General features: G+C 72.2%; 14 protein-coding genes. 6 read left to right on the top strand and 8 right to left on the bottom strand.

Annotated features, from left to right (window positions below; all coding sequences use genetic code 11):
- Window positions 1-140: 140 nt before the first annotated feature.
- The 5 genes from ABZ893_RS18810 to ABZ893_RS18790 all read left to right on the top strand — a co-directional run bounded on the left by ABZ893_RS18810 (window position 141) and on the right by ABZ893_RS18790 (window position 4478).
- Window positions 141-1244: an NDP-sugar synthase gene (locus tag ABZ893_RS18810; protein ID WP_361404508.1), complete on the top strand. Its 1104-nt coding sequence runs from the start codon at window positions 141-143 to the stop codon at window positions 1242-1244.
- Window positions 1245-1339: 95 nt separating this feature from the next.
- Complete coding sequence (locus ABZ893_RS18805) at window positions 1340-2050, top strand: polyprenol monophosphomannose synthase (RefSeq protein WP_361404623.1); 711 nt, start codon at window positions 1340-1342, stop codon at window positions 2048-2050.
- Window positions 2047-2511 (top strand): GtrA family protein, encoded by a 465-nt coding sequence (locus tag ABZ893_RS18800; protein WP_361404505.1) that lies wholly within the window; start codon window positions 2047-2049, stop codon window positions 2509-2511. The genes ABZ893_RS18805 and ABZ893_RS18800 overlap by 4 nt, the downstream gene beginning before the upstream one ends.
- Window positions 2498-3994 (top strand): hypothetical protein, encoded by a 1497-nt coding sequence (locus tag ABZ893_RS18795; protein ID WP_361404502.1) that lies wholly within the window; start codon window positions 2498-2500, stop codon window positions 3992-3994. The genes ABZ893_RS18800 and ABZ893_RS18795 overlap by 14 nt, the downstream gene beginning before the upstream one ends.
- Window positions 3995-4061: 67 nt before the next feature.
- Window positions 4062-4478, top strand: a complete 417-nt coding sequence (locus tag ABZ893_RS18790; protein WP_361404499.1) for a hypothetical protein — start codon at window positions 4062-4064, stop codon at window positions 4476-4478.
- Window positions 4479-4485: 7 nt separating this feature from the next.
- Here ABZ893_RS18790 and ABZ893_RS18785 read toward each other — a convergent pair whose 3' ends face one another.
- The 4 genes from ABZ893_RS18785 to ABZ893_RS18770 form a co-directional block, all read right to left on the bottom strand.
- Entirely contained in the window at window positions 4486-6171 is a 1686-nt protein-coding gene (locus ABZ893_RS18785; protein ID WP_361404496.1) for a glycosyltransferase family 2 protein, read from the bottom strand.
- Window positions 6168-8387 carry a CDP-glycerol glycerophosphotransferase family protein gene (locus tag ABZ893_RS18780; protein WP_361404494.1) on the bottom strand — a complete coding sequence of 740 codons (2220 nt, stop codon included), beginning with the start codon at window positions 8385-8387 and terminating at the stop codon, window positions 6168-6170. Before ABZ893_RS18780 ends, ABZ893_RS18785 begins: the two co-directional genes overlap by 4 nt.
- Before the next feature lie 73 nt (window positions 8388-8460).
- On the bottom strand, window positions 8461-9363 hold the full coding sequence (locus ABZ893_RS18775; RefSeq protein ID WP_361404491.1) for an ABC transporter ATP-binding protein: 903 nt from the start codon (window positions 9361-9363) through the stop codon (window positions 8461-8463).
- Window positions 9356-10276 (bottom strand): ABC transporter permease, encoded by a 921-nt coding sequence (locus ABZ893_RS18770; protein WP_361404488.1) that lies wholly within the window; start codon window positions 10274-10276, stop codon window positions 9356-9358. The genes ABZ893_RS18775 and ABZ893_RS18770 overlap by 8 nt, the downstream gene beginning before the upstream one ends.
- Window positions 10277-10405: 129 nt before the next feature.
- On the opposite strand from ABZ893_RS18770, the gene ABZ893_RS18765 reads away from it, so the two are divergent.
- Window positions 10406-11029 carry a TetR/AcrR family transcriptional regulator gene (locus ABZ893_RS18765; protein ID WP_361404485.1) on the top strand — a complete coding sequence of 208 codons (624 nt, stop codon included), beginning with the start codon at window positions 10406-10408 and terminating at the stop codon, window positions 11027-11029.
- Between the two features lie 39 nt (window positions 11030-11068).
- Here the strand turns inward: ABZ893_RS18765 and ABZ893_RS18760 are convergent, their stop codons facing one another.
- The 4 genes from ABZ893_RS18760 to ABZ893_RS18745 form a co-directional block, all read right to left on the bottom strand.
- Window positions 11069-11365, bottom strand: coding sequence for a hypothetical protein (locus ABZ893_RS18760; protein ID WP_361404483.1), 297 nt, complete (start codon window positions 11363-11365; stop codon window positions 11069-11071).
- An 88-nt stretch (window positions 11366-11453) separates the two neighbouring features.
- A complete protein-coding gene (galE, locus tag ABZ893_RS18755; protein ID WP_361404480.1) occupies window positions 11454-12437 on the bottom strand; it encodes a UDP-glucose 4-epimerase GalE in 984 nt (327 codons plus the stop codon).
- A 61-nt stretch (window positions 12438-12498) separates the two neighbouring features.
- Window positions 12499-14091: a glycosyltransferase family 2 protein gene (locus ABZ893_RS18750; RefSeq protein ID WP_361404620.1), complete on the bottom strand. Its 1593-nt coding sequence runs from the start codon at window positions 14089-14091 to the stop codon at window positions 12499-12501.
- Between the two features lie 105 nt (window positions 14092-14196).
- Window positions 14197-15438: a glycosyltransferase family 87 protein gene (locus ABZ893_RS18745; RefSeq protein WP_361404477.1), complete on the bottom strand. Its 1242-nt coding sequence runs from the start codon at window positions 15436-15438 to the stop codon at window positions 14197-14199.
- Window positions 15439-15513 lie beyond the last annotated feature (75 nt).

The raw sequence follows: 15513 nt of genomic DNA, 5'->3' as shown, positions 1-15513 counted from the left end.
GACTCCGCGCGCCCGTTCGGTTGCACCTCGGGCGCCACCGGGCCACGCATGTCAGACATATGCCATCAATACCGGCATTACGTCTAAGGTGGACCCGATTGTCAGATGGACGGCACGAGCGGAAAGGTCGGAAAGGGCTCATGACGGAAGCGATTCTGCTGGTCGGCGGCCAGGGAACCCGGCTGAGGCCGGTCACGGTCAACACGCCCAAGCCCATGGTGCCGGCGGCGGGAGTCCCCTTCCTGGCCCACCAGATCGCCCGGCTCGCCGCCGCCGGCGTGGACCACGTCGTCCTCGCCACCTGCTACCTGGCCGACGTCTTCGAGCCGTACTTCGGCGACGGATCGGCGTTCGGCCTGCACCTCGAGTACGCCGTCGAGAACGAACCCCTCGGCACCGGCGGCGCGATCCGCAACGCCGCCCGGCACCTGCTCGCCGCCCCCGGCGACCCCGTACTCGTCTGCAACGGCGACATCCTCACCGGCCTCGACATCCGCGGCCTCGTCATGCGGCACGTCGAGCAGGACGCCGACGTCACCCTGCACCTCGCCCGCGTCGAGGACCCCCGCGCCTTCGGACTCGTACCGACCGACGTCGAGGGCCGCGTGCTCGCCTTCACGGAGAAGCCGCAGACGCCCGAGGAGATCGTCACGGACCAGATCAACGCGGGCTCCTATGTGTTCCGCCGGTCCGTCATCGACACCATCCCCGCCGGACGGTCCGTCTCCGTCGAGCGCGAGACGTTCCCCGGCCTGCTCGCCGCGGGCGCCCACCTGCACGGAAAGGTCGAGGAGTCCTACTGGCTCGACCTCGGCAGGCCCGAGGCGTTCGTCCAGGCCTCCGCCGACCTCGTCCGCGGCATCATCGACTCACCCGCCGTGCCCGGCACGCGCGGTGAAGCCCTCGTCCTGCCCGGCGCCAAGGTGGCCGCCGACGCCTGGCTCGCCGACGGTACCGTCGTCGGCGCGGGCGCCAGGGTGGGACCGGGGGCCGTCGTGCACGGCAGCGTCCTGCACGACGGTGCGGTCGTGGGCGCCGGCGCCTACATCAGGAAGAGCCTGGTCGGCGTCGGTGCGCGGATCGGGCGGCGCTCCGTCCTGCACGGCAGCGTCATCGGTGACGGCGCCCAGGTCGGCGCACACAACGAACTGCGGAACGGAACCCGCGTGTGGTGCGAAGCCGTACTGCCCGACCGGGCCGTCCGCTTCTCCTCCCTCGCCGGAGAAGGGCTCAGCGAACAGTGACCACGAACTCACCCGACACCGGGGGCACGCCCGTCGCCGCCCCCGCCGCGACACGCCTGCCCGACGACTGGGCGCACACCCCGCTCACCGTCGTCATGCCGACGTACAACGAGGCGGGCAACCTGCCCGGAATGGCCGACGCCCTCATGGCGCTGCCGCTGCCGGGCCTGCACCTCCTCGTCGTGGACGACTCCAGCCCCGACGGCACCGGCGACATCGCCGAGCGGTACGCCGACCGGCACGGCCGGGACCGGATGAGCGTCCTGCACCGCGCGGGCAAGGAAGGCCTCGGCCGGGCCTACGCGGCCGGCATGGCCCGCGCCGTCGCCGACGGCGCCAAGTACGTGCTCCAGATGGACGCCGACGGCAGCCACCCCGTAGCCAAGGTCCCCGCGCTGCTCGGCACCGCCCTCGCCACCGGCGCCGGCGTCACCATCGGCAGCCGCTACGTCCAGGGCGGCACCCTCTCCGAGGCCTGGGGCGTCCACCGCAAACTCCTGTCCCGCTGGGCCAACACCTACGCGGGCACCATCCTCGGCACCCGCGTCCGCGACATCACCGGCGGCTTCAACCTGTGGCGCGAGGACACCCTGCGCGCCATCGACCTCGCCTCCGTGGACAGCGCGGGCTACAGCTTCCAGGTCGAGATGAAGTACCGGGCGGCGCGCCGCGGTTACGGCGTCATGGAGGTCCCGATCCACTTCGAGGACCGCACGGTCGGCGAGTCCAAGATGAACCTGATGGTGCAGCTCGAGTCGGTCGCCATGCCGTGGAAGCTGAGGGCGAGGGCGAGGGCGCGCCGATGACCGTCCAGACCGCGCTCCCCGAGGCGCCGCCCGCCGTACCCGTCCTGGTCCGGGTGCGCCGCCTGTCCATGGAGATCGTCAAGTTCGGTGTCGTCGGCGGCAGCGGCGTGGCCGTCAACTTCCTCGTCTTCAACCTGCTGATGCACGGCCTCGGCTGGGCACCGATGACGGCGACCGTCATGGCCAGCTGCGTCGCCATGGCCACCAACTACCTCGGCTTCCGCTTCTACGCCTACCGGGACCGCGCCTCGCGCACCCGCCGCCAGATCGCGCTGTTCTTCGGCTTCAGCGTGCTCGGCGTCGTCATGGAGAGCGTCCTGTTCTACGCCGGATACCACGGCGCGGGCATGACGGGACCGTTCGCCTCGAACGTCGCCAAGGCCCTCTCCATCGTCCTGGCCTCCGCGTTCCGCTTCCTTGTCTACCGAACGTGGGTCTTCCAGCACGATGCGCACCGCTAGTGGCGCGGCGGTCAGGGCCGCCGCGCTGCTCGTCCTTCTCCTGCTCGTCGCGGTCGCCTGGCGGCTCCCCTGGGCGGGCGACCTCGGCATCCACGCGGCGACGGTCGAGCGCCTGCGCCACAACCTGACCGACCCCGGCAACCCGCTCGTCGACTCGAACACGCCGAGCCCGTACTACTCGCCGTGGACGGTGTTCCTCGGCGTCGTCGCCGACCTCACGGGCCTGAGCACGTTCGCCGTCCTCAAGGCCGGCGCGCTGATCTCGCTGACGCTGCTCGCGAGCGGCGTGTGGCGGTTCGTCGGCACGTTCGCGGGGGACGCGGGGCGGGCCCGGCGCGGCGCCGCCACCGCGCTCGTCCTGCTCTGCCTGCTCTTCCTGTGGGGCACGAGCCTGTTCAACTGGAGCGGGTTCCTCGGCCTCAACTCCCTGGCCCTGACCATCGCCTACCCCAGCACGTTCGCCCTCGGCGCCTCCTTCCACTTCTGGGCGTGGCTGCGCAAGGCGCTCGCGCGGGCAGCCGGGCTGCCCGAGTTCCTCTGCCTCGGACTGCTGTGGTCCGTGATCCTGCTGAGCCACCAGTTCACGGGTGTCGTCGCGTCGTTCGGCGCGTTCGCGATGGTGGCCGGAGCACGGCCCTGGCCGGCGCGCGCGGTGTGGGCGAGGCTCGCCGCCGCGCTCGCGCTCGGCATCGTGGTGCTCGCGGCCTGGCCGTACTACTCGTTCTTCTCGCTGTTCGACGCGACGGGCCTGGAGGCGATCCACCAGCCCCTGTACCAGGACCTGCCCGGCACGTACTGGCTGCTGCTGCTAGGTGTGTTCGCGCTCGCGCTGCGGTGGCGCAGGGACCGGCGGGACCCGCTCGTCGTGTTCTTCGCGCTCGGCGCGCTGATGTTCGTCGCGGGCGGGGTGACCGGTCACTACTCGTGGGGCCGGGTCCTTCCGGCCGCGATCATCCCGGCGCAGGTGGCGGCCGGTCTCGAAGTGTTCGTCGCGGGGCGCAGGGCGCTGCGGACGGTGTTCGCCGCTGTCCTCGGCGCGGCGCTCCTCGTCGGCGCGTGGACCCAGTCCGGCACGCTCGGCTACGTCGTCCCGACGAGCAAGCTCCCGCAGCCGCTCGCCGACCGGTACACCCCTCCGTGGGCCGGCTACACGTGGCTGAAGCCCTGGGTCTCGTACGGGGACGTGGTCCTCGCCAAGGAGTTCCCGGCCCGCCAGATCCCCGCGTACGGGCCCTACACCGTCGCCCCCGGCTACCCGGACTTCTTCCTGCCCGACGAGACGGCACGCTACGGCGCCGTCGACACCTACTTCGCGGCCGGCACGCACCGCGCCGGACGCCTCGCGGTGCTGCGCCGCTACGACGTGAAGTGGGTCGTGGGCTACCGCAGCGACGGCGGCCTCGCGCCCGGCGACCCGGCCCTGCGCAAGGTGACGACGGGCCCGAACGGACAGATCCTGTACGAGGTCGTGGGCCGCCGCTAGCGCGTGGGTGTGCCGCCCCAGTGCCGCATCAGGCGACGTTCGCCCTGTCGATGGCTACTCTGACGACGTGGCCGATGAGAAGGACAGTGGGAGCGGCTCGATCCGACCCCCCTCGTGGGACCACCCGGTAGTGGCCACCGTCGCGCTGGAACTGGTCGGCCTCGCTTTCTCCGGGCTGGTCGCCCTGGTGGGGTGGCCGTTCGGGTGGCTGCCCGACACCGGTCTCGTCGGCCTAGTGACGGGCCTGATCGCGATCGGGCCTGCGGTTGAGTTGTACCGCGGGGCGGGCCCGCCGCGTCGGCTTGCTGTTGTTGCCGCTCTCCTTGCGCTGGCAACGGTGAGACTGCTCGTGGCCGCAGCAGTGAACCGGGCCTTTCCTGCGTTGGCTGATCCGGGCGTCGGTATCCTCGTCGGCTACCTTGTCGCGTTACCCATCGGCGTGGCTGTGTTGGCCTGGTTCCTCACCAGGGCGAACGTTGCCTGATGCGGCACTAGCGCAGCGCGCTCCGCACCAGCCGCAGCGCGTTCCGCATCCGGCCGTCCGACACCGTCGCCAGCCTGCGCGAAGCCGGGTACGTCACCCGTGCCGTGAAGCCGACGGGCCGCCAGCGGAGCTGGAGGCGGCCCGCGCCCCAGCCCTCCGGTTCGACCGTCACCTCGTGCGGGGCGGCGCCCCCGTGGTGGTCGACGCGTGTGGTGAGGCGGGGGAAGCTCAGCGGCGCGAGCAGGACACCGGTGTTGTGCATCCCCTGTTCCTGGAGCTGGAGCAACGGGTGCCGCACCCCGTCGAAGCCGTGCAGGGGGAGCGGGGTCTTCGTCAGATCAAGCCGGACGCGCCCCTCGAACACGCCGGGCCGCACCGGGTCGAGCCGCAGACGTGCCGTCATCCGCCGCCGCCCCGGCGCCACCACGACGGCCGCGACGTGCGGGCCCACGGCGAGCCGCAGACCAGGGTCGTACGTGCGGATCGACAGGTCCACGCACGCGCCGGGTGCCGGTTCGATCCGGGTGATCTCGTGCCGGAACTGGGCGCCCGCGAAGGGGCGGGAGTACAACTCCTGGTCGGACAGGTCGAGTTCACGGCGTGCCCTCTTCGACTCCGGCACGAGCGAGCCCCAGTAGACGGCTCCCGTCCCGTCCGTCACCGTCTCGCGCGGGGCCACCGGGTGGCCGAGGCCGCGCGCCGCGAGCCGCGCGTCGGCGAGGCGCCCGTCCCGTACGAGCTGGAGGACGACGCGCTCGGAACGCGGCAGGCGTGCGTACGCCCGGGGGGACAGCGTCGCCAGATACGGGTTCACGATCTCCGCGAACCCGGCGAGCCACGCGTCGTCCCGGTAGGGCAGGTCGCCCGCGTACATCCGGAAGTCGTGCTTGAGGAACTTGTAGTCCTTGTCCTCGAGCAGGCCCGTGTGGTCGCCCTCCGCCAGGAACTCGTCGATGAGCACCTGGACGTGCACGCGGTCGCGGACGTTGCTCAGCTTGTGCCGCTGGTTCGAGATCGACGCGGCGTCGGCGGCGACGAACGGCGCGATGTACCAGCGGTAGACCGGCTCGGGGATGACGGTGAAGGACTTCGCGAGGCAGTACGCCTGGGCCGAGAACAGCTGGTCCTCGTAGTGGATGCCCTCGGGGAAGCGGAGGCCGGTCCGGTCGAGGAAGTCGCGGCGGTACATCTTGCTCGTCGACAGGTGCTCGAAGAACAGACCGGGTTCGGTGTCGATGCCCTCGACCGTGCGGCGCTCCGCGACCAGCTGCGGCATCCACGTCGAGACGCGGCCGGTGTCGACCCGGATCCGCTCGACCGCGCCCATCGCGAAGTCGATCTCCCGCTCCCGGTGCGCCGCGAGCAGCAACTCCACGGCCCGGGGCGGGAGTTCGTCGTCGCTGTCGAGGAACATCAGATACGGGGCGTGGGCGATCTCCAGGGCGCGGTTGCGGGGCGCGCTGCATCCGCCGCTGTTCTCCGGCAGCCGCAGGTAGCGCACGCGCGGGTCCGAGGCGGCGAGGCGGCGCGCGACCTCGGGGGTGGCGTCCGTCGAGTGGTCGTCGCTGATGACGACCTCGACGTTCGCGTGGGTCTGGGCCAGGACGGAGGCGACGGCGCGCGGCAGCCGCTCGGCGTCGTTGTAGACGATGACGGTGACCGTGACGTCGGGTTTCTGCTCTCGCGTGGTCATCGGCGCGTGGCCTCCTCGGGCGTGGGCGCGGGGATGCGCTCGTCGACGGGGATCACGGGCGGCAGGGCGAGCTCGCTCTCGCCCAGGAAGACACGGCGTACGACGCGCTCGGCGGCGCGCCCGTCGTCGAACTCGCAGAACGTGCGCCGGAACGCGGCCCGCGCCTTCGCCGACGCCTCGTCCCGCCAGGCACCCGAGGTCAGGATCTCGGTCAACTCGCCCTGGGACCGGGCGACATGACCGGGCGCCCGCGCCATCAGGTCGAAGTACACCCCGCGCGTCGTCGCGTACGTGTCCCAGTCGTCCGCGTAGATCACGATCGGGCGGTCCAGGTTGGCGTAGTCGAACATGATCGACGAGTAGTCCGTGACGAGCGCGTCGGAGGCCAGCGCCAGCTCCTCGACCGGGTCGTACGTGGACACGTCGACGACCCGGCCGGCCCTGCGCAGTTCGGCGAGGGGCGAGGCGGCGCCGCCGTAGAAGTAGTGGCCGCGCACGAGGAGGACGGTGTCGTCGCCGAGGCGGTCGGAGAGCGTGGCGAGGTCGAGGCGCGGCGTCCACGAGGCCTCGTAGTCGCGGTGGGTCGGCGCGTACAGGACGGCCCGCCGGCCCGGCGCGATGCCGAGGCGGTCGCGGACGGCCCGGATGTCGGCGGCCGTGGCGCGCTGGAAGACGTCGTTGCGCGGATAGCCGTACTCGAGCGTGACGTGGTGCGAGGGGTAGGCGCGCTCCCACATCCGGGTCGAGTGGCGGTTCGACGTGAGGCTGTAGTCCCACTTGTCGATCCGGGCCAGGAGCTGGCCGAAGTCCAGGCCCTTGGACGCGGTCGGGTAGTCGAGCTGGTCGAGTCCCATGCGCTTGAGCGGAGTGCCGTGGTGGGTCTGGACGTGGATCGCGTCGGGCCGCTTGATCACGGCGTTCGGGAAGTTGACGTTGTTGACGAGGTACCGGGCGCGGGCCATCACCTCCCAGTAGCGGCGGCTGCCGGGCACGACGTGGTCCGTGCCGGGCGGCAGCAGCGGCACGTTCGCCGCCGCGACCACCCACACCGGGTGGATCCGGGGCGCGAGTTCGGCGAGCTTCGCGGCGATCGCCCCCGGGTTGCAGGCCACGCCCCGGTCCCAGTACGCGGAGAACACGGCCAGGTCCGGATCCACGGGCCGCCGCAGCTCCGCCCGGTACCGCACCTCGCGCACCTTCGCACCGACCTGGCGCTTACGCTGCCTGACCTGGGACTTCAGTGCACGCCGCCGGTGGTTGGCGCTCTGGAACGCGCGGTACCGGTCGTACGCGTCCGCTTCGAGCAGGCGGCTGCGGATGCCTTCGAGCCCGGCGGGTCCGCGGTAGCCCTCGGGACGCCAGGCGACGGCGGCGCGGGAGGCGCGGCGGAAGAACTCGCGGGCCACCGGCTCCGGCATCGCGGCGCGGGCCACGATCCGCATCAGCTCGGCCGCCATCACGTCGTAGAGCACCGCGCGCGGGCCGGCCGGGACGTCCCGGCCGGCCATCAGGCGGTGAAGGTCCTCGAACAGTCCGACGGTCGCGTAGTGCTGCTCAGGGGTGAGCTGCGGCACGCTCGCGCGGCGCAGTCTGCGCTCGTCGAGGACCACGGTCTGCAGGGCGGTGACGCGGTCGGCGAGGACGAGGGCGGCGCGGGCGGCGAACCGCTCGTCGGTGGCGGCCAGTTGGTCGCGGTGCGCGCGCCAGAACGTGGCGCGCAGGGCGCGGTCGCCGAGCAGCGGGGTGACGCGCAGCAGGTCGGGGCACTCGGCGAGCGGCAGCTCGCGCTCGCCCGCCCTCGCCAGATGGCGGGCGTCGGGGCCCGGGACGCCGGCGGTGTGCCAGCTCGACCGGACGTGATCGGCGAGGACGACGTCCACGCGGCCCGCGCGGCCGACGGTGTCGGGGAGCTCCGCGACCCGGTCCCGCAGCGCGCGCAGGGCACCGGCCGGGACGCGGTCCTTGGCGTGGACGAACAGCAGCCACTTGCCGACGGCCCGCTCGCCGCCGGCCGCGCGGGCTTGTTCGTCGGAGGTGTCGTCGGGCAGGTCCATCAGAGTGACGCGGCCGGGTGTCCCGACGGCCGGCGCCGGGTCGGCCACGGCGGCGACTATCAGTTCCGTCCCGTCGGGTATCTGCCCCGTCAGACTGTCCAGGCACTCCGCCAGGTGCCCCTGGACGTCCCGGCCGTACACGATGACGCTGAGTTCCGGCACCGTCCCCGTCCCTTCGTCTCCTGACGCACCATCGTGTCATTAAACGGATGAAAGGGATAAAGGAGGGTTCGCCTCACGTGGCGGAGGCGGCCTTCGACGGCTTCGCGTCACCCTTGCCGGCCTCACCTTTGCCGGCCTCACCCTTGCCCGCCTTCGGGCTGTCCGCCCCCTTGGAGTCGCTGATCCCCTTGGGGTTGGTGAAGGCCTCGTACTCCTCCAGGACCTCCTCGGTGGGCCCGTCCATGCGCAGCTCGCCGCGCTCCAGCCACAGGACCCGGTCACAGGTGTCGCGGATCGACTTGTTGTTGTGGCTGACCAGGAACACCGTGCCGGCCTCCTCGCGCAGCTCGCGGATACGCGCCTCGGAACGCTTCTGGAAGGACCGGTCGCCGGTGGCCAGAGCCTCGTCGATCAGCAGCACGTCGTGGTCCTTGGCGGCGGCGATGGAGAACCGCAGCCGGGCGGACATTCCGGAGGAGTACGTCCGCATGGGCAGCGTGATGAAGTCGCCCTTCTCGTTGATGCCGGAGAACTCGACGATGCTGTCGTAGCGCTCCCGGACCTGCTCGCGGCTCATGCCCATGGCGAGGCCGCCGAGGTGGACGTTGCGCTCGCCGGTCAGGTCGTTCATCAGGGCCGCGTTCACGCCGAGCAGCGAGGGCTGGCCGTGCGTGAAGATCCGGCCGTTCTCGACCGGAAGCAGTCCGGCGACCGCCTTGAGCAGCGTCGACTTGCCCGAGCCGTTCGTCCCGATCAGGCCGATGGCCTCGCCCTTGTAGGCGGTGAACGAGACCTTCCGCACGGCGTGCACCTTGCGGACGCCCGCCCGCGCCTCGGCCTTCTTGCGGCCGCCGAGGATGCGGTTGAGCGCCGCGGTCGCGCTGCCGCGGCCGGGTCCGCTGCCGTTCACGCGGTACACGATGTCGACGTTGTCGACGATGACGGTGGGGACCAGTTCTTCGGAGTTCTCAGCCACGGCCGTACGTCTCCTCTGCCTTCCAGAAGTAGATGAACCCGCCGACGCCCGCGAGGAGCGCCCAGCCCAGTGCCCACAGCCACACGTGGTGCGGGAGCTGGCTCTTGTGGAAGCTGTCGATCAGGGCGAAGCGCATCAGGTCGATGTAGACGGCCGCCGGGTTGGTCTGGAGCAGCACGACCACGATGTGCGGCAGGCCCTTGCCCTTGAGCATCTTGTCGATGCTCCACATCACGCCGGACACGTACATCCAGGTACGCAGCAGGAACGGCATGAGCTGCGCGATGTCGGGGGTCTTGGCGCCCATCCGCGCCATGATCAGCGCGAGTCCCGTGTTGAACGTGAACTGCAGCGTCAGCGCCGGGAGCACCAGGATCCAGGACGGCCTCGGCGGCACGCCGAAGCAGAGCAGGATCACGACCAGCGCGCACATCGAGAACAGCAGCTGCTGGAGCTGCTGGAGGCAGTACGAGATCGGCAGCGAGGCGCGCGGGAAGTGCAGGGCCCGTACGAGGCCGAGGCTGCCGGAGATCGCGCGGGTGCCCGCCATCACCGAGCTCTGGGTGAACGTCCACACGAACACGCCGGTGACCAGGAACGGGACGTAGTCCGGCACGTTCCGCTTGGTGCCCATCAGGACGCCGAAGATGAAGTAGTAGACCGCCGCGTTCAGCAGGGGCGTCGCCACCTGCCAGACCTGGCCGAGCTTCGCCTGGCTGTACTGGGAGGTGAGCTTGGCCGTCGCGAACGCGGTGATGAAGTGGCGCCGCTGCCAGAGCTGGCGCACGTACGCGGGGAGCGTCGGCCGGGCGCCGCTGACCGTGAGGTCGTGGCGGGCGGCGAGGACCGCCGGATCTTCCGCCGGTGCGGGGGAGGCCGCGGGCGGGGGAGGTGTGTCGATTACCTGACTCACATCCGCTGCTTTCGCTCGGGGGCAGAGTGGGGGTGGCGTCGGAACGGGTCCGTATCGTCGTTACGTGAGCGTAGGCCGTATCGACGTCGGAACGCAACCGTTTCGTCGTAACGGCCTATGCTGTTCACCATGACGACAAACGCCGACGGTGCCCGGACCACGCCACGTCGCAGGGCCCCCGCCGGAGCCGCGGTGCTCCGTGAGGACGTGACCGACGCCATCCGGGCAGCCGTCTTCGAGGAACTCGCCGCCGTGGGCTACGCCCGGATGTCGATCGAGGGGATCGCGCGCCGCGCGGGCGTCGGCAAGACCGCCGTCTACCGGCGCTGGCGCTCCAAACTCCACCTGGTCCTCGACCTGGTCTCCGCGATAGCGGTCCAGGGACTGCCGGCACCGGACACCGGCTCGCTCGAAGGGGACCTGCGGCTGCTGTACGAGGTGACCTCCCGGGCGCTGCGGCACCCGGTGGCCGGCCAGATCATTCCCGACCTCCAGGCCGAGGCCGCCCGTAACCCGGAGATCGCCGAGGCCATGCAGAAGGCGCTCCGCGAGGGCCAGCACGGGGCGGCGAGCGGGATCGTGCAGGCCGCCGCCGCGCGCGGGGAGGTACGGGCCGACCTCGACGAGGATCTCGCCCTCGACCTGATCTCGGGCCCGCTGTACTGGCGCGCCGTGGTGGTGCGCACGCCGCTGCCCAAGGGCTACCTGGGACGCCTCGCGACGGCCACGGCGGCGGGGCTCAAGGCGCTGTGACCGTACGGGACGCCCGGCCGGGTGTCCCGCGCGGTCCCCTCAGCGCGTGACCACGGTGTGCGTCTCGTAGACCCGCGGCTTGACGTCCGGGACGCCCAGGTCCCGCAGGATCGGCACGATCGTCTCGCCGAACTTGCGGAACGCCTCCTCGGACTCCCACACGTCGACGACCAGCCAGCCCTCGGGGGTGGGGGCGGAGGTGTGCGAGATCAGTCCGGCGACCGGCCAGTCGGAGGGGTTCTTGACCGGGCCGGGCTTGCCGGCCACCTTCTCGGCGCTCGCCTCGTACTGGGCGCGGGTCATCCCCGGCAGGTCGAAGACCACGACGATGGGCATGTTGCGCTTCCTTCCGGCGGGGGTGCGGGGTCCCTCTCAGTCGACCACCGCGCCCTGACCCCCGCCCTCCGGTCCGGGCCGAACGGCCCTACCGCGCCTCCGCCTTCGGATGCACCCGCTTCCAGCCCTCCCACGCCGACTCGACCATGTCGCGCACGTCGCGCTTGGCGGTCCAGCCGAGCTCCGTCGCGACGCGGCCGGCGGAGGCCACGACGCGGGCCGGGTCGCCGGGGCGGCGGGCGGTGACGACCGGCTCGGTGCCGCGGCCCGTCGTCGTGTTGATCAGCTCGACCATCTCCAGGACCGAGACGCCCTCACCGCGGCCGATGTTGAGCGTGAGGTCCGTGCCGGGCGCCGCGTCCGCGAGCCGGCGGGCGGCGGCGACGTGGGCCTCGGCGAGGTCGGCGACGTGGATGTAGTCCCGTACGCAGGTGCCGTCCGGAGTGTCGTAGTCCGCGCCGAAGATGCGCGGGGCCTCGCCGTCCGTGAGCCGCTCGAAGACCATCGGGACCAGGTTGAACACACCGGTGTCGGCCAGCTCGGGGGAGGCCGCGCCCGCCACGTTGAAGTACCGCAGCGACGCCGTGGCCATGCCGTTCGCCCGGCCCGCCGCGCGCACCAGCCACTCGCCCGCGAGCTTCGTCTCGCCGTACGGGCTCATCGGCAGGCACGGGGTGTCCTCCGTGACCAGGTCGACGTCCGGCATCCCGTACACCGCCGCCGACGACGAGAAGACGAAGGACGGGACTCCGGCCGCCGTCACCGCCTCTAGGAGGACGCGCAGGCCCTCGACGTTCTCGCGGTAGTAGCGCAGCGGCTGCTCCACCGACTCGCCGACCTGCTTCTTCGCGGCGAGGTGCACGACGCCGGTGACACCGTGCTCGGCGATCGCGCGCGCCACGGCCTCCGCGTCCAGCGTCGAGGCGACCACCAGCGGTACGCCCTCGGGCACGCGTGCCTCGACGCCCGTGGACAGGTCGTCGTAGACCACGGTCCGCTCGCCCGCCTCGCGCATCGCACGGACGACGTGCGCTCCGATGTATCCGGCGCCGCCGGTGATCAGCCAGGTCATGTCGGTAGAAGATCCCCTCGTGTCGGGTGTGCTGGGTGTCGTACGTGTCGGCGGACCGCTCTCAGTGAAGCAGGCGGTTCAGGCGGCCTCGCAGGACGGCGACGCTGCCGCGCACGCCGGGTGCGAGACGCACGGCGAGCGCGCCGGAGTTGGTGGCGTACGGGTGCGCGAGCAGCACCCCGTGACGCAGGCTCGGCAGGGCGGTACGGCGCAGGAGACCGCGCCCTGTGACGGCGTGGGCGCTCGCGTCGCGGTGCGTGCCGTCCGCGAAGTGCACGCGGACGCGGAAGTCCCAGGTGCCGGAGGCGAGCGCGGAGAGGCCGAGCTTCGTGGCGGCCACCCAGGTGCCGGGCTCGGACCCGGGGGTGAGCGCCACCGTGCGGCGCCGGGCCGGGCGGCCGCGCCGCCGGTCGGTGACCTCGATGTCGACGGTGTCGGGGCCCGCCTCGGCCACCCGCCCGTACAGGTCGTGGAGGCGGAGCCGCAGCCGGGCGCCCCGCACGCGCGGCCGCAGTTCGGCGTCGACCGCGAGGGGGAGCAGGCGCATGGGCCGGTGGAGCAGGTGCTCCAGGGTCACCTGGGGCAGGTCGTCGGACCAGATGGGCGTGCCGTCCGTGTCGCGCGCGTAGGGCGGGCACAGGCGGGCCGGGCGGGCGGCGATCTCCTTGACGCGGGGCAGGTCGCGCGGCTTCTCGGAGGCGAGGATCACGCGCGCGACGAGGCGGCCGGGGGCGGGCGCCGCGTCGATGTCGGCCGTGTCGAAGGTCGCGAGGTAGGCGCGGGTGGCTTCCCACCACGCGGCGCGGTACTCGGGGCTGCGCAGGTCCAGCTCGCGGGCGTACATGCGCAGGCTGTGGTCGACGAAGCGGACGCGGGCCGCGCGGGCGAGGCGCTTGCAGCCGGCGGTCAGCAGGATGTCGACGGACTGGCGGTGCGCCTCGATGCGGGCGGTCCAGTTGTCCAGGCCCGCCCGGTCGAGGGAGAGCGAGAGGCGGTCGGCGTCGCGGCGCACGTGCCAGACGTAGACCGTGTCGGGGACGATCGCGATGCGCGGCCCGGCGGCCAGCACGCGCGCGACGAACACGAAGTCCTCGTAGACGAACTTCCCGTCGGGGAAGCGGATCGCGTGCTCGCGCAGGAAGTCCGTGCGGTAGAGCTTGTTGACACAGAGCGTGTCGCGGACGAGGCGGGGGCGGCGCTCGGGGTCGGCGACCACCCGGGCCCTGCGGTACAGCTCGGGCGTCCACGCGGTGTCGCGGCCCGCGGGGAGTTCGCGGCGCACGCACAGTCCGGCGGCGACCTCGGTGCCGTGGGCGAGCGCGGCGCCGAGCAGGGCGTCGACGGCGCCCGGCGGCAGCACGTCGTCGCTGTCCAGGAACATGACGTACGGGGCCGACGCGCGCGCGATGCCGTCGTTGCGCGGGGTGCCGCAGCCGCCGCTGTTCGTGGTCCGGCGCACCACCCTGAGGCGCGGCTCGTCGTCCGTCATACGCTGGAGCAGTTCACCGCTGCCGTCCGTCGAGCAGTCGTCCACGGCGATCACCTCGCGGACGGCGGAGCCCTGGGCGAGGGCCGAGCGCACGGCGTCGGCGACCCGCTCGGCGTCGTTGTAGCCGATGACGACGATCGAGACGGAGCGCTCGGTTTCGGGCAGCCCGGTGGCGGACGGCTCGGTGTCGGGGTGCGCGGCTTCGGGCTGCGTGGCTTCCACGGAAGAAAATCCTAGGCCTTTAGGGTAATTGTCCAGTAAGTAAAGTTCTTACTCGCCTGTTCCCTTCCAGAGGGAACGGAACGACCACACAGCCCCTCCGAGCAGCAGGCCGTTGCGCGCGAGCATCAGCAGACAGCCCGTCCAGGTGCCGGCCTCCACATCGGAGTAGAGGACCGGGTACGCGAGTGAACTCAGGCCCGCCGCCGCCATGACGATCGCCACGACCGGGCGCTGGGTCGTGTACCGCGAGGTCAGGCAGACCGCGCCGAGGCCGAGCAGCCAGATCAGGTACTGGGGGCTGATCACGCGGCTCGTGACGGTGAACAGCAGGACTGCGCAGAGCGCCGCGTCGAACGGTGTCGCCGGGGTCCAGCGCCGCGCCTTCACCCGCCACGTCAGGAGCAGCGCCGCCGCGAAGGCCGTGCCCACGAGGGAGGCCGCGGCCACCGAGCTCACGTACGGGCCGACGTACTCCATCGCCCCGAACCGGTAGCGCACATGGCCCGGCCAGCCCGCCCGGCGCGCGAGCGCGAGGACCGTGCCGCCCAGCGACTCGATCTGCACGCCCCGGTCGCCCTGCTCGCCCAGGAACGAGAACGGCGAGCGGAACGCGACGGCGAGCACCACGAGGATCGCGGCGCCGGACGCGAGCGCCGCCCGCCACGCCTCCCGGCTCGTCCGCCCGCGCGGGGCGCCGAGCAGCGTGAGCGCGGGCCACACCTTCACGAGCGCGCCGCACGCCGCGAGCACTCCGCCCGTACGCGGGAACCGCGCCATGAGGAGCAGCCCGAACACGGCGAACGCGGTGACCGCCACGTCGTAACGGGCCAGCGGGATGTGCAGCAGGAGCGGCAGCCCGAGCGTCCAGAGCCAGGCTCCGGCCCAGCTCCGCCCCGAGCGCGAGCCGACGCGGGCCAGGGCGAGCGTGACCAGGGCGTCCGCGGCGAGCGTCAGCGCGACGAAGGCCTGGAAGTAGGTGAGACCCGGGATCAGGCCGGGCGCGAGGAGCACAGGGCCCGCGCCGGGCGGGTACTGCCACATCGGGTCGCCGGCGGGGAAGGCGCCGTGGGCGAGGGTGGTGTGCCAGCGGGCGTAGAGGGCGTACACCTCGTGCGCGATGCCGCCGGTGCCGAGCGGCGCGCGTCCGTCGAACGCGAGCAGTACGGCCATCCCGGCGCGGGTGAGCAGCCAGGTCAGGGGGAGCGATGCCCGGGCGAGCGGCCCGGGCCGTACCCAGGTCGCGTAGACGGGGGCTGCGGTGGTCGGCGGCGGCAGAGTCTCAAGCGTCACCTGGGCGAGCGTACGAGCGCGGTGGGCATATGCGGTGATTGTCAGCCGGATGCGGAATTGTCGTGTCGGGGGTCG

The organism is Streptomyces sp. NPDC046821 (genome assembly GCF_040645335.1).
In the GTDB taxonomy this organism is placed as follows: Bacteria; Actinomycetota; Actinomycetes; order Streptomycetales; family Streptomycetaceae; genus Streptomyces.
The sequence above is the reverse complement of the archived record's forward strand: the minus strand, read 5'-3'. Positions and strand labels throughout refer to the sequence as shown.